Source organism: Rhodococcus sp. 105337 (assembly GCF_012844225.1).
Taxonomy (GTDB): domain Bacteria; phylum Actinomycetota; class Actinomycetes; order Mycobacteriales; family Mycobacteriaceae; genus Rhodococcus.
In genome coordinates, this window is record NZ_JABAGQ010000006.1 from 215,479 (window position 1) to 236,450 (window position 20,972).

Sequence of the window (20,972 nt, forward strand, 5' to 3'; positions counted from 1 at the left end):
GTCGTTCACTTCAACGCGGTGGCGAAGTCGTATGCGGATTCCGCATGCTCGGCTTCGTCGATTCCGCGGGCTTCTTCCTCGTCCGTCACACGCCAGCCGAGCGGCTTGAGGGCGTATGCGATCACGAGCGTGACGACACCGGTGAACACCAGGGCGACGACCGCGATGACGATCTGGACCACGAGCTGCTTGTAGTCGCCGCCGTAGAACAGGCCGGTCTCGGTTCCCAGGAACCCGATGGCGACGGTGCCCCACAGGCCGGAGACGAGGTGCACGCCGACGACGTCGAGCGAGTCGTCGTAGCCGAACTTGTACTTCAGGCCGACGGCCAGGGCGGACAGCACACCGGCGATGACACCGAGGGCGATCGAGCCGACCGGGCTCAGCGAGCCGGCTGCCGGAGTGATGGCGACCAGGCCGGCGACGGCACCCGACGCGGCACCGAGGCTGGTGGCCTTGCCGTCACGCAGTCGTTCGGTGAGGAGCCAGCCGAGGATCGCGGCGGCGGTTGCGGTGGTGGTGTTGACCCAGGCGAGACCCGCGGTTCCGTCTGCGGCGAATGCCGAACCGGCGTTGAAGCCGAACCAGCCGAACCACAGCAGGGCGGCGCCGAGCATGACGAACGGGAGGTTGTGCGGGCGGAACGCGGTGCGTCCGAAGCCGGCGCGCTTGCCGACCACCAGCGCCAGCACGAGGGCTGCGACACCGGCGTTGATGTGGACCACGGTGCCACCGGCGAAGTCGATCGGTGAGACCGTGGCAACGAGCCCACCTTCACCGTCGTCCGACGTGCCGAACAGCTTGGCCGCGAGGCCGTCTTCCGAACCGGAGAGCAGGCCGCCACCCCACACCATGTGGGCGAGCGGGAAGTAGGCGCAGGTGACCCAGATCGCCGCGAACGCCATCCAGGTTCCGAACTTGACGCGCTCCGACAGAGCACCGCTGATCAGCGCGGTGGTGATGATCGCGAAGGTCACCTGGAAGCCGATGTCGATGATCTGCGGGTAGTTTCCGAGACCGGGCAGGAACTCGCCGCTCTCGTCATAGATCGCACCCTGCAGACCGAAGTGCTGGAACGGGTTCGCGAAGATGCCGGCGATGTCTTGCGAGCCGTAGGACATCGACCAGCCCCACAGGACGTAGACGACGCCGATCACGGCCATCGCCCCGAACGACATCATCATCATGTTCAGGACAGATTTCGCCCGGGACATTCCGCCGTAGAAGAACGCCAGGCCCGGTGTCATCAACAGCACGAGCGACGCTGCCATCAGCATCCATGCTGCGTCCCCGGTGTTCACCACTTCCTCCACTTGCAACCTCCCTGTTGGTCGCGCCGGACGGCGCGTCGTCATCGAGGGAAAGCTTGGCGGCGTCATGTTTCATCGGAAGCGCCGCACTGTTTCGGAGGTGTGAACGACGAACCGGACTGTGTTTCGTCTGTGTTTCGCCTGCGAAGAACAACGGCGCGCACACGGCGTATTCGCCTATTTCGTCCGATTCATGCGTGGCACGACATGCGAGTGGCCGCTCCCCTCTGTCGAGGGAAGCGGCCACATCGAGCGTGTCGCAGCGGGACCGTCAGCCGAGCAGAGCGTCCACGAATGCCTCCGGCTCGAACGGCGCAAGGTCGTCCGCGCCCTCTCCGAGACCGACGAGCTTGACCGGCACACCGAGCTCGTGCTGAACCTGGAACACGATGCCACCCTTGGCGGTGCCGTCGAGCTTGGTGAGGACGACACCGGTGATGTCGACGACGTCGGCGAACACCCGGGCCTGCATGAGACCGTTCTGGCCGATGGTCGCGTCGAGCACGAGCAGTACCTCGTCGACCGCGGCCTTCTTCTCCACGACGCGCTTGACCTTGCCGAGTTCGTCCATCAAGCCGATCTTGGTGTGCAGGCGCCCCGCGGTGTCGATCAGGACCGCGTCGACACCGTTCTCGATCCCCTTCGCCACCGCATCGAATGCGACGGCGGCCGGGTCGGCGGAATCCTTGCCGCGCACCACTTCGGCGCCCACGCGTTCCGCCCAGGTCTGCAACTGATCTGCCGCAGCGGCACGGAAGGTGTCTGCGGCGCCGAGAAGCACCCGGCGGCCGTCGGCGACGAGCACGCGGGCGAGCTTGCCGGTGGTGGTCGTCTTTCCGGTGCCGTTGACGCCCACCACGAGCAGCACGGCCGGATGGTCCTTGTGCGGCAATGCGCGGATCGAACGGTCGAGTTCGGGTCGCAACTCGTCGACGAGGACGCTGCGGAGCAGGGCGCGCGCCTCCGCCTCGGTACGGACCGTGTTCAGTGCGATCTGTTCACGCAGACGATCGACGATCTTGGTCGTGGTCGCGGCACCGAGGTCTGCGACGAGCAGCGTGTCCTCGATCTCCTCCCACGAGTCCTCGTCGAGGTCGCCGCCGCCGAGCAGCCCGAGCAGGCTCTTGCCGACCGCGGACTGCGAGCGGGCGAGGCGCCCGCGCAGGCGCACGAGCCGGCCGGCGGTGGGGTCGATCTCGTCCAGGTCGGGCGCGGCCGGTGCAGCGGGCTCGACCGGTGCCGGCGCCAAGTCCGTCTCGACGGTCGTCTCGGTCGTCGGCTGCGTGACGACGACGGGCTCGACGGGCTCCGTGGTCTCGGGAACTGCCTCGGGTTCGACGGTCTCCGGCGCCGTCTCGGGTGCAGGAGCGGTCTCGGGAGCGGTCTCGGGAGCGGTCTCAGGTGCGGGAGCGGTCTCGGGAGCTGCTGCGGGCTCGGCCGGACCGGTTTTCGGCGGGGTCGGCGTGGTCGGCGGCGCCGGAGCCTCCGTGACCTCGTCCGGCAACGGCACCGTGGGCGGTGCGGGCGCCTTGTCGGGCACCGGCCGCTCGACAGGCTGCGGCGGCGCCGTGGCGGTGGGCCCCTGGGTGAAACTGAACCCGCTCTGCGCCGTGTAACCGCCGGAGCGGTCCTTGGTGTCGGCGGCGTCGAGCTCAGGCGTGTCCTTCACCTGGAGCGACACCTGTCGGCGCCGGTACAGCGTCAGACCGACGACGAGCGCAACGAGAACAACCGCCAGGGCGGCCGCGATGATTATCCAAGCTCCGGTACTCACGCCCCCATACTGTCAGGCTTGCGCCTCTTCCTCCGGCCCGGGGACGGGTGTCGGGACGTTCTGGCCGCGCATGCGCTGGGAGATGACACGGGTGATGCCGTCGCCGCGCATGCTGACCCCGTAGAGCGCGTCGGCCACTTCCATCGTGGCCTTCTGGTGCGTGATCACGATGAGCTGGGATTTTTCCCGCAACTGCTCGAACAGTCCGATCAACCGCCGGAGATTGGTGTCGTCCAGTGCGGCCTCGACCTCGTCCATGACGTAGAACGGGGACGGCCGGGCCCGGAAGATCGCGACGAGCATCGCCACTGCGGTCAGCGACTTCTCGCCACCGGACAGCAGCGACAACCGCTTGACCTTCTTGCCCGGCGGCCGGGCCTCGACCTCGATCCCTGTGGTGAGCATGTTGCCGGGCTCGGTGAGCACCAGCCTGCCTTCACCGCCGGGAAACAGCTTGGCGAACACCTGCTCGAATTCGCGTTCGACGTCGACCCATGCCTCTGTGAAGATCTGCAGGATGCGGGCGTCCACCTCGTCGACGACGGCCAGGAGGTCCTTGCGGGCGTTCTTGACGTCCTCGAGCTGCGTGGCCAGGAAGTTGTACCGCTCTTCGAGGGCCGCGAACTCTTCGAGTGCGAGGGGATTGACCTTGCCCAGCGTGGTGAGATCCTTCTCGGCGCGCTTGGCTCGACGCTCCTGGGTCGTCCGGTCGTAGGGCATGGGTTGAGGCGCGACCACCTGCTCCCCCCGCTCACGAGCTTGCTCGTACTCCGCGATCTCGACGTCGCTCGGAGGCAGCGGCACATCGGGTCCGTATTCCGCGACCAGATCGTCGAGCGCGATGCCGTACTGCTCGAGAATCGTCTGCTCGAGCTGCTCGATTCGCAGCGCCGCCTGAGCACGGGCCACCTCGTCGCGGTGAACGGAGTCGGTGAGCTGGTCGCGCTGCGTGGTGAGTTCCCGCACGAGTGCGCGCGCGTGTTCCAGTTTCTCGGTGCATTCGGTGCGCAGGCGCGTGAGTTCCTCGCGGTGGGCGAGTGCCTCTGCGACAACTGTCTCGAGATGCGCCGAGACCCGGCCTCCCGCTTCCGCGACCGCCGCGGCGACCGCAGCGGCCTGTCGCCGGCTCCGGCGGGCACGCTCGGCCCGCGCGCGGGCCTCCCGCTCGGCCTGGGCGGCGCGCCGCAGAGAATCAGCTTTACCGCGAAGGGATTCCGCGCGTTCCTCGGCCGTACGAGCCGCGAGCCTGGCTTCGACCTCGACTGCGCGCACTTCGGCGAGGGCCGCAGCGGTCATCTCCCGCTCGGCCGCGGTCGAGTCGGTGCCGCTGCCGTCTCCGGTGCCGGACTGTTCGTCTTCCGCGAGCCGCAGCCGCTCTTCGAGCTCGACGAGCTTCTCCCGCGCGGTGTCGCGTTCCTTCTCTGCCGCCGAACGCTGCGCGGCGAGCCGTTCCGATTCGGCGTGCGCGTTCCGCGCCACCTGCCCGAGCCGCCCCAGCTGCTCGTACACCGCCGACATCGCGGCATCCGACTCGTTGAGAGCGGCGAGGGTCTGCTCGACGTGCTCGGCGCGATCCTTCTGTTCGGTGAGCGCGCCGGCGAGCGCCGCCGCGAGTTCTTCGGACCGCCGGACCGCGCGGTCGAGACCGTCGCGCGACGTATCGATCGCGGCCTGGATCTCGAGGGTGCTCGGTGCACGATCCGATCCGCCGATCACCCAGCCGGAACCGGCGAGATCTCCCCCACGGGTCACCGCACGCAGGTCGGGGCGCTGGGCACACACGTGTGCCGCCGCGTCGAGATCGTCGACGACGACGGTGCGGGCAAGCAGGGCGTCGAGCGCTCCACGTAGGTCCGGGGGGCAGTCGACGACGTCCCGGACCCAGCGCGCACCGCTCGGTGGATCGCCCGCGTCGCCGGGGCCGGACGCGTCGGCGGCGACGAACGCGACCCGCCCTTGGTCGGCTGCCGCGAGGGCTGCCACCGCGTCGTTCGCGGACCGCACCGACGCCACCGCGAGGGCATCGGCGGCGGGTCCGAGCGCGGCCGCGACCGTGGCCTCGTACCCGGGTGTCACCCGCAAGCGCTCGGCGAGGGATCCGAGCAGTGCTCCTCCGGTGTCGTTGCCGAGCAACCAGGCAGCGCCGTCCTTACGTTCGAGTCCCATCGACAGTGCGTCGATGCGGGCCTCGAGCGAGGCCACCTCCTTGCCGGCCGCACGTTCGGCTTCCTGCAGTTCGGTGACCCGCGCGTCGGCGAGGCGCTGCGCAGCGACCGCCCGTTCGTGTTGCGCGTCCGCGTCGATCTCCCCGGCGTCGAGGTCGGCGATGCTGCGTTGCGCGGTTTCGAACTCCGCCTGGGCCTCGACGCCGCGCAGGCGCGCTTCTTCGATCGCGACGGTCAGGCGCGCGATCTCCGAGTCGACGGAGTCGGCGCGGGTGCGGAACGTGTCGACCTGCCCGGCGAGGCGTGCGAGCCCCTCGCGTCGGTCGGCGATGGCACGCACCGCCGCCATGTGTGCCCGTTCGGCGGCAACTGCGAGTTCTTCCTGCGCGGCGAGTTGTTCCCGTGCGGCCTCGAGCGTTCCGTGCGCGATCTCGACGGCTTCGACGAGTTCGGCTTCCTCGGCGGCGATCCGGTCGGCGCGGGCCTCCATCTCGTCGGGGTCCTGCCCGGAGCGGTCCTCGGGTTCACTGTGCAGGTGGCGGGCGCGCTCCTGCGCGACCCGCACTGTCGCCGACACCCGTTCGGCGAGCGCGGACAGCCGGAACCAGGCCTGCGACGCGGCCTCCGCGCCCGGGGTGAGCTGGGCGAGCGACTGCTCGTAATGGGCGAGTTCGATGTTGGCGTCGTCGAGCGCGGACAGGATGTGGTCGAGGCGCTCCCGGATGGTGCGTTCCTCCTCGTCCTGACCGGCGAGTTCGGCGCGGCGGGTGACGAGGTCGTCGGCGGCGAGCCGCAGCCGCGCGTCGCGCAGGTCGGCCTGGATGCTCTGTGCACGGCGCGCGACCTCCGCCTGCCGGCCCAGCGGCTTGAGCTGGCGGCGCAGTTCCGCGGTGAGGTCGGTGAGCCGGGCGAGGTTGGCCTGCATCGAATCGAGCTTGCGGACGGCCTTTTCCTTGCGGCGGCGGTGTTTGAGAACCCCGGCAGCCTCTTCGATGAAGGCGCGGCGATCTTCCGGGCGCGACTCGAGGATCGCGGCGAGGCGTCCCTGGCCGACGATGACGTGCATCTCACGGCCGATACCGGAGTCGGAGAGCAGTTCCTGCACGTCCATGAGCCGGCACGAACTGCCGTTGATCTCGTATTCGCCGGCGCCGTCGCGGAACATGCGCCGGGTGATGGAGACTTCGGAGTATTCGATGGGCAGTGCGCCGTCGGCGTTGTCGATCGTGAGGGTCACTTCGGCGCGGCCGAGTGCCTGCCTGCCCGCGGTCCCCGCGAAGATGACGTCCTGCATCTTGCCGCCGCGCAGCGCTTTGGCGCCCTGCTCCCCCATGACCCAGGTGAGGGCATCGACGACGTTGGATTTGCCGGAGCCGTTCGGTCCGACGACGCAGGTGATACCGGGCTCGAAGCGCAGAGTCGTCGACGACGCGAAAGACTTGAAGCCCTTCAGCGTCAGACTCTTCAAGTGCATGGGAGAGAACCTTACCGGCGACTCAGCGCTCGACGAACCCGGTCAGCCCGCCCCGTGCAGGTTCCCAGCTCTCGACGACGAGCCGGACCTCGCCCGGCGTCCCCGGCGAGCGGAGCAGGTCGAGGAGCCGTTCCAGGTCGGCGAGCGGACCCTCGGCGATGACGAGGACCCGCCCGTCGGGGTGGTTGGTGGCGTGACCGACCAGACCGAGTTCGAGTGCGCGCGCCCGCGTCCACCAGCGGAATCCGACGCCTTGCACGCGTCCGTGCACCCACGCGGTCAGGCGCTGCGGTGTCTCGGTCACGATGTCCCTACGCGTCCGGGGTGATGGTCAGCGTCACCTGGGTGCCGCGCTCGAGAGTGCGTCCCACCGTGCACACCTTGGCGATGGAACGCTCGACGAGTGCGATGAGGCGTTGCTGCGCATCGGCGTCGAGTTCGGACATGTCGACCTCGAGGTTCTCGGCCAGGTGCGGGTAGACCTCGTTCTCACGATCGGCGGCACCCGCGACGCGGATGGTGGCGTCGTAATCGTCGCCGAGCCTGCGGGAGAGCGGAAAGTCCGAACTCATCCCCGAGCATGCGGCGAGTGCGATCTTGAGCAGTTCTCCGGGGGTGAACACCCCTTCGACGCCCTCGGAACCGATGGCCACTTCGGCGCCGCGTGAACTGCGGCCCGTGTAGCGACGGGTGCCGGTGCGCTCCACCCACAACTCGGTGGGCGCGGTATCAGGAGTCGGGTCAGCCATACGGAGAATCCTGCCATGCGCGTCCGACACGGGCCGCACGCAGGACCTCGGATCCGCTCACCGCCCGGCGCGCGGCCGCGGCTGGCACTTGGGGCAACTGTAGGAGGAGCGGTTCATGAACTTCTCACGTCGGATGGGAGCCCCGCACCGCCTGCACGGCAGGTTCTCCTGGCCGTACACGTTGAGCGACCGCTCGAAGTAACCCGATTCACCGTTCACGTTGACGTACAGCGCATCGAACGAGGTGCCGCCCTGGTCGAGCGCCTCCCCCATCACCTCTCGCGCCGCCGCGAGGACCGCTTTCAGTTTCGGTCCGGACAGGCTGTCGGTGAGGCGGTTGCCGTGGATCTTGGCGCGCCACAGCGCTTCGTCGGCGTAGATGTTCCCGATGCCGGACACCACCGTTTGATCGAGGAGTGCTCGTTTGATCTCGGTGTGCTTGCCGCGCAACACCTTTACGACCGCATCAGGGTCGAACCGCGGATCCATGGGGTCGCGCGCGATGTGCGCGACCGGCAGCGGGAGGCGTGCTCCGTCGACGTCGAGGAGCGGCGCGAGCGCCCATCCCCCGAACGTCCGCTGGTCGACGAAGCGCAGTTCTGCCCCGTTGTCGAGGACAGCCCGGATGCGTAAATGCTTCTCCTGGGGCACCGTCGGGGGTTGCACGAGCATCTGACCGCTCATCCCGAGGTGTACGACGAGTGCCATGTCACCGGGCTCGAGCACGAGCCACATGTACTTGCCGCGCCGCTCCGCTGCGGTGATGTGCTGCCCGGTCAGTTGCAGCGCGAGATCACGCGGTCCCGGTTCGTGCCGGCGCACCGCGCGCGGATGCAGAACCTGAACGGACTCGATGGTCGCGCCGAGGATGTGCGCCTCGAGACCCCGACGGACCACTTCCACCTCGGGGAGTTCGGGCACGTGCTCAGGCGTCCTCGGAAGAAGCGTCCGTCTCTGCGGTCTCGCCGGCGGACTGATCGGAGAGCGCCTGCCACGCCGTGGCTGCCGCCTTCTGCTCTGCTTCCTTCTTGGTCCGGCCTATGCCGACACCGAGTGGAGTACCGCCGATGATCGCGGTGGCGGTGAATTCCTTGTCGTGATCGGGCCCGGTCGCGGTGATCTCGTACACCGGAACACCGAGGCCCCGCTCCGCAGTGAGTTCCTGCAGGCTCGTCTTCCAGTCGAGACCGGCGCCCAGGCGCGGGCCGCGCTCGAGGAGATCACTGAACAGACGCAGTACCACCTCGCGGGCCACGTCGATGCCGTGCTGCAGATGCACGGCGCCGAGCAGGGATTCCATGCCGTCGGCGAGAATGCTGGCCTTGTCCTTGCCTCCGGTGAGTTCTTCACCCTTACCGAGAAGCAGGTGTGCGCCGAGTCCGCCGGGGCCGAGCTTGCGCGCGACCTCCGCGAGAGCGTGCATGTTGACGACGCTCGCACGGATCTTCGCGAGCTCACCCTCGGACTTGTCCGGGTGGGTCAGATAGAGCTTTTCCGTGACGGCGAGTCCGAGGACCGCGTCGCCGAGAAACTCGAGACGTTCGTTGGTGGGAAGACCGCCGTTCTCGTACGCGTACGAGCGGTGCGTCAACGCCAGGATCAATAATTCGGGTTCCAAAGTCACGCCGAGGGCGACGAGGAGAGGTGTGTACTGCTCCTCGTCGCCCACGGGTGGTGTGTTGGTCGACTTGCTCGTCACGTGAATACCGTTACTAGACGGGCGCGGTCACCTGACGGCCGTTGTACGTACCGCACGACGGGCACGCCACGTGGGGCAGCTTCTTCTCGCCGCAGCCACGGTTCGGGCAGGTAACGAGCGTCGGCGCAGTGGTGTTCCACTGGCTGCGCCGCGACCGGGTATTGGAACGCGACATTCTGCGCTTGGGGACGGCCACGTCTACTTCTCCTCGTTGTTCATGCTGACGATTTCACTGCTGGATTTTTCGGAGCCTGCACCGAACTTGGCTGCCAACCCAGCCCAGCGAGGATCCATTATCTCATGCCCGTGCCCGGATTCCGCAATCGCCAGGCGAATGCCGCATTCGGGACACAAGCCCGCACAGTCGTCGCTGCACAGCGGCTGGAGCGGAAGCTCCAGGCCCACGGCATCGACGAGGACGGGTTCGAGGTCGATCAGGTCGTCTTCGACCCGGTAGACCTCATCTTCGGCGGAAGTCTGATCCGTGACGCTGTTCGGGTAGGCGAACAACTCGGTGAGAAACAGATCGACAGGTTCGGTGAACTGCTCGAGACAACGCGAGCACTCACCGACAGCCTCGGATCGAACTGTACCCGTGACCAGAACACCTTCGGACACCGCCTCCATCCGAAGATCGAGTGCGATATCGGTTCCTGGCTCGATCGCGATCAGATCGAGCCCGATCCGAGAGGGAGACGGAACGACGCGCTCTACCGTACGCATGGAGCCTGGGCGCCTGCCCAGGGAGAGCGTATCCAGAACCAGACCGCCCTCTCGATCGCGACGAGACGCGTTGGTATGGCGGGAGGACACGAAAACTCACTTTCGGATAGACGGCACTGCCAAGTGATTGGGCAACCGTTCTATAATACGCGATCACGCCCCCGGCAGGAAACCGTCGGATACTCCGGCTCGCTGCGTCGGTCAGCGCCGGCGTACAGCGCGATGATCGGCTTCCGCGTAGTCGGGAACGCCGGAGGTACGCAACTGCTGACGTCCGCGGCCTACCGACCGCAGCGTGCCTCCGAGGAGTTCCTCGAACTCCGCGAGCTTGCTGTCGATGTATTCGTCGCATTCGGTGCGCAACCGGTCCGACTCGGCGTGGGCGGAGTCGATGACCCGGGCCGACTCCGCGTGCGCGGCCTGCACCACTTCGGTCTGCGACACCAAGCGTGCCTTCTCCGCCTCACCGTCGGCCACCGACCGCTCGTACGAGGCCTGCCCGGCCTCGGCCAGACGTTCGGCGTCGGCGCGTGCCCTGCCGGTGAGAAGTTCGTACTGCTGCTTGCCGTCGGTGATGAGATCGTCCGCTTCGACCCGCGCGTCCTGCACCAGTTCGTCGGCGTGCGCACGCGCCTCCCCGACCATGCGATCGGCCTGCGCCTTCGCGTCCGCGAGCATCCGGTCGGCGTCGGCGCGCGCGTTCTCGAGGAGCGCGCGGGCCTCCTCGTCGGCGTCTCCGACGGTCTTGTCGGCTTGCGCACGCGCGTCGTCGATCAGCTTGTCGCGATGGTCGAGGACGTCCTGTGCGTCGTCGAGTTCGGGCGGCAGTGCGTCGCGGACATCGTCGAGAAGCTCGAGTACGTCACCGCGGGGAACCACACAGCTCGCGGTCATCGGGACGCTGCGCGCCTCTTCGACGATCGCGACCAGTTCGTCGAGTGCCTCGAATACCCGGTACACGTTCTACCCCAATCACTCGCTTCACCCGGCCGCTGCGACCGTGCCGCATCCAGTCTGCCGCAGCGCGGCCCCAGCAGGTGTTCCCCGCGCCGGTGTGTCGAGAAACCGCGAGAAACCGGAGAGAGTGTGAGAAGTCTCGCTCAGCGGCCGCCGTTGCGGGCAGCGGCCCGTTCCGCGATGCGGGCGAGCAGCCGTTCGTGGACGGCCGCGGGCAGCATGTCGTGCACGTCTCCCCCGTACGTCGCGACCTCTTTGACCAGTGAACTGGAGAGGTAACCGAATGCGGGATTGGTCGCTACGAACAGGGTGTCGACACCGGTGAGCTTGTGGTTCATCTGGGCCATCTGCAACTCGTAGTCGAAGTCGTTGGCGCCGCGCAGACCTTTGACGATCGCGGAGATGTCGTTCGCCTTCGCGTAGTCGACGAGAAGGCCCTGCCACGAATCGACGGTCACGTTCCCCAGATGCGATGTCGCTTCGGCGAGCATGTCGAGTCGCTCCGGAACGGTGAACATCCCCTGTTTGTTCGGGTTGATCACCACCGTCACCACGACCTCGTCGAACTGGAGGGAAGTCCGTCCGATGACGTCGAGGTGCCCGTTGGTCACCGGGTCGAAGGATCCTGGGCAGACCGCGCGGCTCATGACCCAGCACCGTAGCAGGTAGCGATTTCGATCCTGCTCTCCCCATATCTACGTGTACGTCCCGGCTCGAATGCGTCCGGCCACACCGTTTCCGGTGATCGTGACGACCGCTCGAGCACCACGACGGAGTCCTCCCTTACCCAGCCGCCGGCAAGGAGCGCGTCCAGTATCGCCGCGATCTGCTGCTCGTCCACGGCGTAGGGCGGGTCGGCAAGCACGAGGTCGTACACACGATCGGCAGGAGCGGCGAGCACCGCCGCCACCGGTGCCGTACGCAAGACGGCTCCCGGCACCCGCACGGTCGCGATGTTCTCCCGGATCACCGCGGCCGCTTTCGCATCCGATTCGACGAGCAGGGCATGGGCAGCACCCCTCGACAGTGCTTCGAGACCGAGTGCGCCGGACCCGGCAAACAGGTCCAGGACCGCGGCGCCGTCGAGGTCCATTCGTGCTTCGAGCGAACTGAAGAGCGCCTCGCGCACCCGCTCCGAGGTAGGCCGGGTCCCGCGGGGCGGCACCTTCAGGCGCCGCCCCCCGGCCGTCCCGGCAACGATGCGTGTCACTCGGCGCTGTCCGCGGTGGACACCTCTACGAGCAGGTCGCCGCCTTCGACCTGCTGCACGGGACCGATCGCGACCCGCGCGACGCGGCCTCCGCGAGGAGCGGTGATCGCCGCTTCCATCTTCATCGCCTCGATGGTGGCGACGGTGTCGCCGGCCGAGACGGTCTGGCCTTCGGAGACCACCAGGGTCACCATTCCGGCGAACGGCGCCGCGACGTGGCCGGGGTGGTTCCGGTCGGCCTTCTCCGCCGCGGGCACCTCGGACGCGACGGAGCGGTCACGCACCGCCACCGGGCGCAACTGCCCGTTGAGAATGCACATCACCGTGCGGAAACCGCGCTCGTCGGCGTCCGAGATCGCCTCGAGGCCGATGAGCAGTTCGACGCCCTTGTCCAGGCGCACCCGGTGTTCGTCACTCTGCCGGAGCCCGTAGAAGAACTGGTTGGCGGACAGCTCTGTGGTGTCCCCGTACTGCTCGCGGTGGTTCTCGAAGTCCTTGGCGGGGCCGGGGAACAGCAGCCGGTTGAGCGTGCGCCGGCGTTCGGACGACGACGCGACCAGGCCTTTTTCTTCGTCCGCGGTCAGCTGCTTTTCCGGCTTCGCGTCGGCACGGCCCGCCAGCGCCTTGCTGCGGAACGGCTCGGGCCATCCGCCCGCCGGCGTGCCCAGGTCGCCGCGCAGGAATCCGATCACCGAATCCGGGATGTCGAACTTGCCCGGGTCCGCCGCGAACTCGTCGACCGACACGCCCGCACCGACGAGGTGCAGCGCGAGGTCGCCGACCACCTTCGACGACGGTGTGACCTTGATGAGCCGCCCGAGCAGGCGGTCGGCCCCGGCGTACGCCGCCTCGACGTCTTCGAAGCGGTCGCCGAGACCCAGTGCGATGGCCTGCTGACGCAGGTTCGACAGCTGACCACCCGGAATCTCGTGGGTGTAGACACGACCGGTCGGAGCCGGAAGGCCCGACTCGAACGGCTTGTAGACCTTGCGCAGCGCCTCCCAGTACGGCTCGAGGTCGCACACGGCCTGCAGATCCAGGCCTGTGTCGAACTCGCTGTTCGCCGCCGCGGCCACGATCGCCGACAACGCCGGCTGGCTCGTCGTTCCGGCCAACGCCGCCGACGCACCGTCGACCGCGTCGGCGCCCGCGTGCCACGCCGCGAGGTAGGTCGCCAGCTGGCCACCGGGGGTGTCGTGGGTGTGCACGTGCACCGGGAGGTCGAAATTCTTGCGCAATGCCGACACGAGAGTGGCCGCGGCGGGTGCGCGCAGAAGTCCGGCCATGTCCTTGATGGCGAGCACATGCGCGCCGGCCTCGACGATCTGCTCGGCCAGCTTCAGGTAGTAGTCGAGGGTGTAGATCGTCTCGTTCGGGTTCGACAGATCACCGGTGTACGAGAGGGCGACCTCGGCGATCGTCGTGCCGGTCTCCCGGACCGCGTCGATCGCGGGGCGCATCTGATCGACGTTGTTGAGTGCGTCGAAGATGCGGAAGATGTCGATGCCGGTGGCCGCGGCTTCCTGCACGAAGGCACGGGTCACGGCCTCGGGGTACGGGGTGTAGCCGACAGTGTTTCGGCCCCGCAGGAGCATCTGGAGATTGATGTTCGGGATCGCTTCGCGCAGTGCGGCGAGTCGTTCCCACGGATCCTCGTGCAGGAAGCGCAGTGCCACGTCGTAGGTCGCGCCGCCCCAGGCCTCGATCGAGAGCAGTTCGGGCGTCATGCGGGCGACGTGCCCGGCGACGGTGAGCAGGTCCTTGCTGCGGACCCGCGTCGCGAGCAGCGACTGGTGCGCATCGCGGAAGGTGGTGTCGGTGACGCCGACCGCCTTCTGCTCGCGTAGGGCGCGTGCGAACCCCTCCGGGCCGAGTTCGAGAAGCCGTTGCCGCGAGCCTGCCGGCGGCGGGGTGCTCAGATCGATGTCCGGCAGCTTGTCGTGCGGGTAGACCGTGGTCGGCCGCTCACCGTGCGGTTTGTTGACCGTGACGTCGGCCAGGTAGGTGAGGATTTTCGTTCCGCGGTCCGCCGACGAGCGCAGCGTCAGAAGCTGCGGGCGCTGCTCGATGAACGAGGTGTTGACGCGCCCGGCCCGGAAGTCCTCGTCGACGAGGACGGCCTGGAGGAACGGGATGTTGGTGGAGACTCCGCGGATACGGAACTCGGCGACCGCGCGGCGGGCACGCGCCACCGCCGCGTCGAAGTCGCGGCCGCGGCAGGTGAGCTTGACGAGCATGGAGTCGAAGTGCGCCGAGATCTCGGCGCCCACCGAGGTGCCACCGTCGAGGCGGATACCGGCGCCGCCGGGGGTCCGGTAGCCGGTGATGCGTCCGGTATCGGGCCGGAACCCGTTGGCGGGATCCTCCGTCGTGATGCGGCACTGCAGCGCGGCACCGCGGATGGTGATCTTGTCCTGGCTCAACCCCAGATCCTCGAGCGATTCGCCGGCTGCGATGCGCAGCTGTGCCTGGACGAGGTCGACGTCGGTGATCTCCTCGGTGACCGTGTGCTCGACCTGGATGCGCGGGTTCATCTCGATGAACACGTGGTTGCCGCGCTCGTCGACGAGGAATTCGACCGTGCCGGCGCACTGGTAACCGATCTCCCGTGCGAACGCGACCGCGTCCGCGCAGATGCGATCGCGGAGTGCGGGGTCGAGGTTCGGCGCGGGCGCCAACTCGATCACCTTCTGGTGGCGGCGCTGAAGCGAGCAGTCGCGCTCGTAGAGATGGATGACGTTGCCGTAGTTGTCGGCGAGGATCTGCACCTCGATGTGCCGGGGGTTGACCACGGCCTGCTCGAGGAACACGGTCGGATCGCCGAAGGCGGCGTCGGCTTCACGCGACGCGGCTTCGATGGACTCCCGCAACTGGTCGGGCTCGGCGACGCGGCGCATGCCTCGTCCGCCACCGCCGGCGACGGCCTTCACGAAGATCGGGAAATGCATGTTCTCGGACGCGGCCACCAGAGCGTCGACGTCGGCGGAGGGTTCCGACGACGCCAGCACCGGCAGACCGGCGGCTTTCGCCGCTGCGATCGCGCGCGCCTTGTTGCCGGTCAGCTCGAGGATCTCGGCGGGCGGGCCGACGAAGGTGATGCCGGCGTTCGCGCATGCCGCTGCCAGTTCGGGGTTCTCCGAGAGGAAGCCGTAACCGGGATAGATCGCGTCGGCCCCGGCGGACACGGCGGCGTCGACGATCCGGTCCACGGACAGGTAAGTCCGGACGGGATGACCTTCGTCGCCGATCTGGTACGCCTCGTCCGCTTTCAGGCGGTGGAGCGAGTTGCGGTCTTCGTACGGGAACACCGCGACAGTTCCGGCGCCCAGTTCGTAGGCGGCACGGAACGCCCGGATCGCGATCTCGCCACGGTTGGCGACAAGCACTTTGGAGAACATTGGACGACGGTACCGCGACGTAACAATCGATTCGCTGCCCCGGTTCCATATCCTGGGAAAGTGTGGCTACCTGTGACGACTGGAACAATTCAGACGTCTCAGAGGTAACACGCCGGCAATCCCCTCAGCCCTCTCGCCGTAACCTCTCGGCCCGCTCCCGGAGACGGTGCGCGAAACGTAACACCGGGATCGCGGCTCAGGACTTGTCCAGATACTCGATGCTCTCGGTGTCGAGCGCAGCCGTCACCATGCTCGCCAGACCCGGGTGCTCCCGTAGTCCCGGGTCCTGATCGGTGACGGTCCGCGCGAACGCCCGGGCGGCTTCGATGACGTCCCCGTCGTCGACGAGCGAAAGCAGACGCAGCGTGGTCACCGTGCCCGACTGCGCCTTGCCCAGAACATCGCCCTCGCGGCGCAACTGCAGGTCGAGTTGCGCGAGTTCGAACCCGTCGGTCGTTCCCGCGACCGCCTGGAGGCGGGTCATCGTCGGGGATCCCGGCTTCGTGTCGGTCACCAGCAGGCACAAGCCCTGGTGACCGCCTCGGCCGACGCGCCCGCGCAACTGGTGCAACTGGCTCACACCGAATCGGTCGGCATCGACGATCACCATCACGGTCGCGTTCGGCACGTCGACGCCGACCTCGACCACGGTGGTGCAGACGAGCACGTCGACGGCACCGTCGTTGAACTCGCGCATGACCGCGTCCTTGTCGTCGGCGGGCAACCGGCCGTGGAGGAGTCCGACGTTCAGATCGCGGAGAGGGCCGGAGGCGAGCATCTCGTGAAGTTCGAGCACGGAGGTCGTCTCGGGGGGCTCCTGCGCACCGGACGCGCGTGCGCGTGACTTGCCGGCCGGTGCGGCGCCCTGCTCGCCCGGGTCGACGGGGAGGTCCTCGTCGGTATCTCCGTCGCCGATCCTCGAGCACACCACATAGGCCTGCCTGCCGTCCGCGACCTCTTCCCGGATGCGTTCCCAGGCGCGGTCGACCCACGTCGGATGCACTTTCGCCGGCACCACCCGGCTCACGATCGGCGAACGACCACGCGGCAGTTCCCGGAGGGTGGAGACCTCGAGGTCGCCGAGCACCGTCATCGCGATGGTGCGCGGGATCGGTGTCGCGGTCATCACGAGCACGTGCGGGGACGCGCCGTCGCGGCCGCGGGAACGCAGCGAATCACGCTGTTCGACGCCGAAGCGGTGTTGCTCGTCGACGACGACCAGTCCCAGGTCGAAGAAGTTCACACCGTCCTGGATCAGCGCGTGCGTGCCGATGACGATCCCGGCGTCGCCGGTGACCGCCTCGTTGAGCGCCTTCCGCTTCCGGGCCGTACTCATCGAGCCGGTGAGCAGAGTCACGCGGGTCGCGAGTTCATGAGCTCCGAGTTCTCCGGCCGACGCCAGATCGCCGAGCATCGCGGTCAATGACCGGGCGTGCTGCGCCGCGAGCACCTCGGTGGGTGCGAGCAGCGCACACTGGTGTCCCGCGTCGATCACCTGCAGCATCGCCCGCAACGCCACGATCGTCTTACCGGAACCCACCTCACCCTGTAGCAACCGGTTCATCGGGTGCGGACGCGACACGTCGGCGGAGATCTCTTCGGCGACGGCGAGCTGGCCCGCGGTCAGCTCGAAGGGCAGACGCCGATCGAACTCCTCGGCCAGTCCCCCGTCGCGGCGCGCGCACGCCGGTGCCGAGCGCACCTCCACGTCGTGGCGCCGTTGCGCCAGCACGAGCTGCACGGCCGCGGCTTCGTCGAACTTGAGCCGGTCGCGGGCGCGGTCCACCTCCTCCTTGGTGTCGGGGAGATGGACCGAGCGCAGCGCCTCGTCGAGGCCGATGAAACCCCGGTCGGCCAGCACCCAGTCGGGCAGCGGGTCTTCGACGGGATCGAGCTGGTCGAGGACTTGGCGCACACAGCGCATCACCGTCCACGACTCGACGTCGCGGGTCGCGGGGTACATCGGGATCAACGCGCGGTCGAACACCGACATGTCGACACCCGCCGCGTCCTGCGCGGTACGTGCGAGGCCGGCGAGCGCACCCGCACCTCGGACGCGCGCGGGGGCTGCGGAGACGAGGTCGTCGGCGGTGCGAGGTTCGGGCAGAACCACGTAGCTGGGGTGGGTCAGGCTCCACTTGTCGCGGAAGTACTTGACGGTGCCGGAGAACATCGCCCGGACGCCCGGTTTGATGTTGTGCTTGACCTTGTGCGGGTTGAAGAACGTGACGTCGATGGTGTGCCGGTCGGATCGCAGCCGGACCGCGAGTCGCTTGCCCGCGCGCGATTTCATCGGCACTTCCTGCGCGGATTCGACACGCGCGATGATCGTGATGTGCTGGCCTTCGACGGGGCGGCTCTCACCGAGTTCCGCTCCTTGCGTCGCGTAACGGTGCGGGTAGTGCCGCAGCAGGTCCTCGACCGTGGTCATCCCGAACGCGTCGGACAGGGCATCCGCCGTCTTGTGCCCGAGGAGATGATCGAGCCGGTCCGCGAGTGTCGCCACTGCCGTCCCTTCCGCATTCCGTGTGGTGGCCCTCGCGGCGCACCGACTACTCGACGCCGAGCTGCAGCAGGTCGCTGCACTGGCCGCCCCGGTACACCACAACCTCCAGCGCGGGATGACGGCGATCGAGGTGCTCGGTCAGCTGCTCGGCAAGTCCGTCGGGAGCGTCGGAGCCGACCAGCATCGTCACGAGCTCTCCGCCCGCGGCGAGGATCTTGTCGAGCAGAGACACTCCCGCTGCCACCAGATCATGCTCGATGACTACGACATCATGTCCCGACAAGCCGAGGCTGTCGCCCGGCTCGCACGTTCCCACCCAGGTCAGAGCCCGTTCCTCTGCTATGCGCAACGAACCCCACCGGACGGCGGCCGCGGCTTCGGACATCGCGAACGCGTCGTCGACCGTCGCGCGGCCGGGATCGTGGACGGCCAGCGCCGCCAGCCCCTGCACCATCGACGAACTCGGCAGGAACATCACGTTCCGGTTCTCGGACCGAGCCTGCACACCCACGGCGACGACGTCCTGCGCCGACAGTGAACCGTTCGGCAGGACCAGCACGTCACCGCTGGGCAGGGCGCGAATCGCCTCGAGGAGGAGGTGCGGACCGAAGTCCGTGTCCGCGTGCAACACGGCGGCACCTTCGGATTCGAACAACTCCCTCGTGCCGTGGCCTGCCACCACAGCGAGTACAGCCCGCGGCGCGGTACCGACTGCCGTGAGCGGCACCACCGTGGCGGGAGTACCGGGCTGCGCCGAGCACGCGTCGCCTGTTGCGGCGTCCAGCGCGAAGCACGTGATGTCGATGCGGATCAGGGAACCGGCGGCGAGTCCGGCTTCCACCGCAGCGCCGGGATCGCAGCAGTGCACATGGACCGACCAGGACCCGGCGCCGTCCCCGACGACCGCCACCGAGTCGCCCAGCGCGTCGAGCCGGACCCGGAGGACGTCGATGTCCTCGGTTTCGGCGCGCTCGACGACGTACATCACTTCGTAGTCCTGCTGCGTCTCGGTCCGCGGTGCACGGGAGGGTTCGGACGCGGAACTCGCCGCCGCCGGGACGGGTGGTCCGGTGACCTGGATGCGACGGCGGGGCCGTTGCCCGGTGGTGACTTCGACCAGGCAGTCGAGGAGTATCACGAGTCCGAGGCCGCCGGCATCGACGACTCCCGCTTCGGCCAGTACGTCGAGTTGCGCAGGGGTTCGCTGCAGGGCGTCCGCTGCAGCGTCGGCGGCGGCCACCGTGACGTCGCAGACCGTGGCACCGGGGTCACGGGCCGCACGTTCCGCACCGTCCGCCGCGGCGTCGAGGACACTGACGATGGTGCCTTCGGCGGGCGTGCTCAGCGCTTTCATCACCAGTGTCGACGCCCGCGCCAGTGCGTCCGCGAGTCCGCGGCCGTCGACGGTGGTGTGCCCGGACATGGCGTCGGCGACTCCTCGCAAGGCCTGGGCGACGATGACTCCCGAGTTCCCCCGGGCGCCGAGGAACGCGCCGCGTGCCAGGCGCTCCGACACGTCCCACGCGGTGAGCGCACCGTCGACGGGGCCACCGATGTTCTCGACGGCGGACTGGAGAGTGAGCACGAGGTTGGTGCCGGTATCGCCGTCCGGAACAGGGAAGACGTTGAGGGTGTTGATCTCGTGGCGGCGCTCTTCGAGGGCTTCGAGCGCGATCTCGGCCCATCGCCGCAGCGCGCGCCCGCCGACCGTGTCCCCGACCTCGAGCACCAGCTCACACCCCTCTACGTCGCTGTTCATCCTCTGCCCGAAAGAGTAGCCGGGGGTCGTGCATACGTCCGGTTTGGTCATCCGCCGTGGAGTTCGCTAAGCTGATTGGGTTGCCTCGCACGGGTGACCCTGTTCCCCGTGTTTGTAGGACGCGAAGCAAGACCAGAGAAGATGCATTATCCACTAGACACACAAGGAGTTCGCGACATGGCTGCCGTCTGCGACGTATGCGCCAAGGGCCCCGGCTTCGGGAAGTCGGTCTCGCACTCGCACCGGCGTACCAATCGTCGCTGGAACCCGAACATCCAGAGCGTCCGCGCTCAGGTTGCCCCGGGCAACACCCGCAAGATCAACGTGTGCACCTCCTGCCTGAAGGCAGGCAAGGTTACGCGCTGACCTAGGTCGAGCTGCAGACGAAGGCCCCCGGCGCGAAAGCGCAGGGGGCCTTCGTCGTTCGCGTCGGGTGCCGGATAGTGTGCCGGAATGAGCGAAAACAATAAGTCCCTCGTGCAGATCGAGGACGGCGTGCTGCAGATCGCCGTGGCCACCGCCGAGCACGGCACTTCCCTGTCCCCCGCGGGGATGGAACAGGGCACCGCGGCACTCCGGGCCGCCGGTCCCGAGATCGGTGCGGTCCTGCTCGTCGGCGAGGGCAGCAATTTCTGCGCGGGCGGCAACGTCCGCGGCTTCGCGGGTGCCGAGGACCGGGGCGCGCATCTGTTCGACATCGCGAACCTGTTCCACGATTTCATCCGGGAGATCGACGCGATCGGCGTTCCGGTCGTCGCGGCTGTGCACGGCTGGGCCGCCGGCGCCGGCATGAGCATCGTTCTGCATGCCGACATCGCGCTCGCCGGTCCCGGCACCAAGATGCGTGCCGCCTACCCGTCGATCGGATTTTCCCCCGACGGCGGCATGTCGTGGACCTTGCCCCGGATCGTCGGTCCTGCACGCGCGCGGGAGATCATCATGACCGACGCGGTGATCAACGCCGACGAAGGCGTCCGGCTCGGACTGCTCAGCAGGTTGGTGGCCGACGACGAGATCGGGAGCGAGGCGCTGCGTATCGCCCGGACGCTCGCTCACGGTCCGACCCAGTCGTACGCGTCCATCCGGAAACTCGTCGCCGAGTCCGATTCCCGGTCGCTCTCCGATCATCTCGACGCCGAAGCCGCTGCCATCTCGGCAGCCGCGACCACACCCACGGGCATCGAAGGCGTCGACTCGTTCGTCGAGAAGCGCCGCCCCGACTGGTCTGCTGTGCGCGCTCGCTCCTGA

At 68.2% G+C, this 20,972-nt stretch carries 17 protein-coding genes; 2 read left to right on the forward strand and 15 right to left on the reverse strand.

Annotated elements, in window-relative coordinates; all coding sequences use genetic code 11:
• Nucleotides 1-5: 5 nt before the first annotated feature.
• The 15 genes from HF886_RS12430 to HF886_RS12500 form a co-directional block, all read right to left on the reverse strand.
• Nucleotides 6-1,313: an ammonium transporter gene (locus tag HF886_RS12430; protein ID WP_169620531.1), complete on the reverse strand. Its 1,308-nt coding sequence runs from the start codon at nt 1,311-1,313 to the stop codon at nt 6-8.
• Nucleotides 1,314-1,581: 268 nt separating this feature from the next.
• On the reverse strand, nt 1,582-3,084 hold the full coding sequence (gene ftsY, locus HF886_RS12435; protein WP_169652436.1) for a signal recognition particle-docking protein FtsY: 1,503 nt from the start codon (nt 3,082-3,084) through the stop codon (nt 1,582-1,584).
• Between the two features lie 12 nt (nt 3,085-3,096).
• Nucleotides 3,097-6,723, reverse strand: a complete 3,627-nt coding sequence (gene smc / locus HF886_RS12440) for a chromosome segregation protein SMC (protein ID WP_169652437.1) — start codon at nt 6,721-6,723, stop codon at nt 3,097-3,099.
• 22 nt (nt 6,724-6,745) lie between these two features.
• Nucleotides 6,746-7,027 carry an acylphosphatase gene (locus tag HF886_RS12445; protein ID WP_169620528.1) on the reverse strand — a complete coding sequence of 94 codons (282 nt, stop codon included), beginning with the start codon at nt 7,025-7,027 and terminating at the stop codon, nt 6,746-6,748.
• Between the two features lie 7 nt (nt 7,028-7,034).
• Nucleotides 7,035-7,472: an OsmC family protein gene (locus HF886_RS12450; RefSeq protein ID WP_169620527.1), complete on the reverse strand. Its 438-nt coding sequence runs from the start codon at nt 7,470-7,472 to the stop codon at nt 7,035-7,037.
• 57 nt (nt 7,473-7,529) lie between these two features.
• A complete protein-coding gene (gene mutM / locus HF886_RS12455) occupies nt 7,530-8,393 on the reverse strand; it encodes a bifunctional DNA-formamidopyrimidine glycosylase/DNA-(apurinic or apyrimidinic site) lyase (RefSeq protein WP_169652438.1) in 864 nt (287 codons plus the stop codon).
• A 4-nt stretch (nt 8,394-8,397) separates the two neighbouring features.
• A complete protein-coding gene (rnc, locus tag HF886_RS12460; protein ID WP_169620525.1) occupies nt 8,398-9,171 on the reverse strand; it encodes a ribonuclease III in 774 nt (257 codons plus the stop codon).
• A 13-nt stretch (nt 9,172-9,184) separates the two neighbouring features.
• Nucleotides 9,185-9,367: a 50S ribosomal protein L32 gene (gene rpmF, locus HF886_RS12465; protein WP_006551208.1), complete on the reverse strand. Its 183-nt coding sequence runs from the start codon at nt 9,365-9,367 to the stop codon at nt 9,185-9,187.
• Nucleotides 9,368-9,369: 2 nt separating this feature from the next.
• On the reverse strand, nt 9,370-9,984 hold the full coding sequence (locus HF886_RS12470; RefSeq protein ID WP_169620524.1) for a DUF177 domain-containing protein: 615 nt from the start codon (nt 9,982-9,984) through the stop codon (nt 9,370-9,372).
• Nucleotides 9,985-10,095: 111 nt separating this feature from the next.
• Nucleotides 10,096-10,854, reverse strand: a complete 759-nt coding sequence (locus HF886_RS12475) for a DivIVA domain-containing protein (RefSeq protein WP_169620523.1) — start codon at nt 10,852-10,854, stop codon at nt 10,096-10,098.
• A 140-nt stretch (nt 10,855-10,994) separates the two neighbouring features.
• The gene (gene coaD, locus HF886_RS12480) at nt 10,995-11,498 is read right to left on the reverse strand and encodes a pantetheine-phosphate adenylyltransferase (protein ID WP_169620522.1); all 504 of its coding nucleotides are present in this window, start codon (nt 11,496-11,498) and stop codon (nt 10,995-10,997) included.
• Nucleotides 11,495-12,061 carry a 16S rRNA (guanine(966)-N(2))-methyltransferase RsmD gene (gene rsmD / locus HF886_RS12485; RefSeq protein ID WP_169620521.1) on the reverse strand — a complete coding sequence of 189 codons (567 nt, stop codon included), beginning with the start codon at nt 12,059-12,061 and terminating at the stop codon, nt 11,495-11,497. The genes coaD and rsmD overlap by 4 nt, the downstream gene beginning before the upstream one ends.
• Complete coding sequence (locus HF886_RS12490; RefSeq protein WP_169652439.1) at nt 12,058-15,459, reverse strand: pyruvate carboxylase; 3,402 nt, start codon at nt 15,457-15,459, stop codon at nt 12,058-12,060. The genes rsmD and HF886_RS12490 overlap by 4 nt, the downstream gene beginning before the upstream one ends.
• A 196-nt stretch (nt 15,460-15,655) precedes the next feature.
• On the reverse strand, nt 15,656-17,965 hold the full coding sequence (gene recG / locus HF886_RS12495; protein ID WP_169652440.1) for an ATP-dependent DNA helicase RecG: 2,310 nt from the start codon (nt 17,963-17,965) through the stop codon (nt 15,656-15,658).
• Nucleotides 17,966-18,011: 46 nt separating this feature from the next.
• The gene (locus tag HF886_RS12500; RefSeq protein WP_169652441.1) at nt 18,012-19,724 is read right to left on the reverse strand and encodes a DAK2 domain-containing protein; all 1,713 of its coding nucleotides are present in this window, start codon (nt 19,722-19,724) and stop codon (nt 18,012-18,014) included.
• Between the two features lie 177 nt (nt 19,725-19,901).
• Between HF886_RS12500 and rpmB the strand changes: the two genes are divergently transcribed.
• Together rpmB and HF886_RS12510 are read left to right on the forward strand one after the other, a co-directional pair.
• On the forward strand, nt 19,902-20,090 hold the full coding sequence (gene rpmB, locus HF886_RS12505) for a 50S ribosomal protein L28 (protein ID WP_072698660.1): 189 nt from the start codon (nt 19,902-19,904) through the stop codon (nt 20,088-20,090).
• A gap of 87 nt (nt 20,091-20,177) precedes the next feature.
• A complete protein-coding gene (locus HF886_RS12510; protein ID WP_169620517.1) occupies nt 20,178-20,972 on the forward strand; it encodes an enoyl-CoA hydratase-related protein in 795 nt (264 codons plus the stop codon).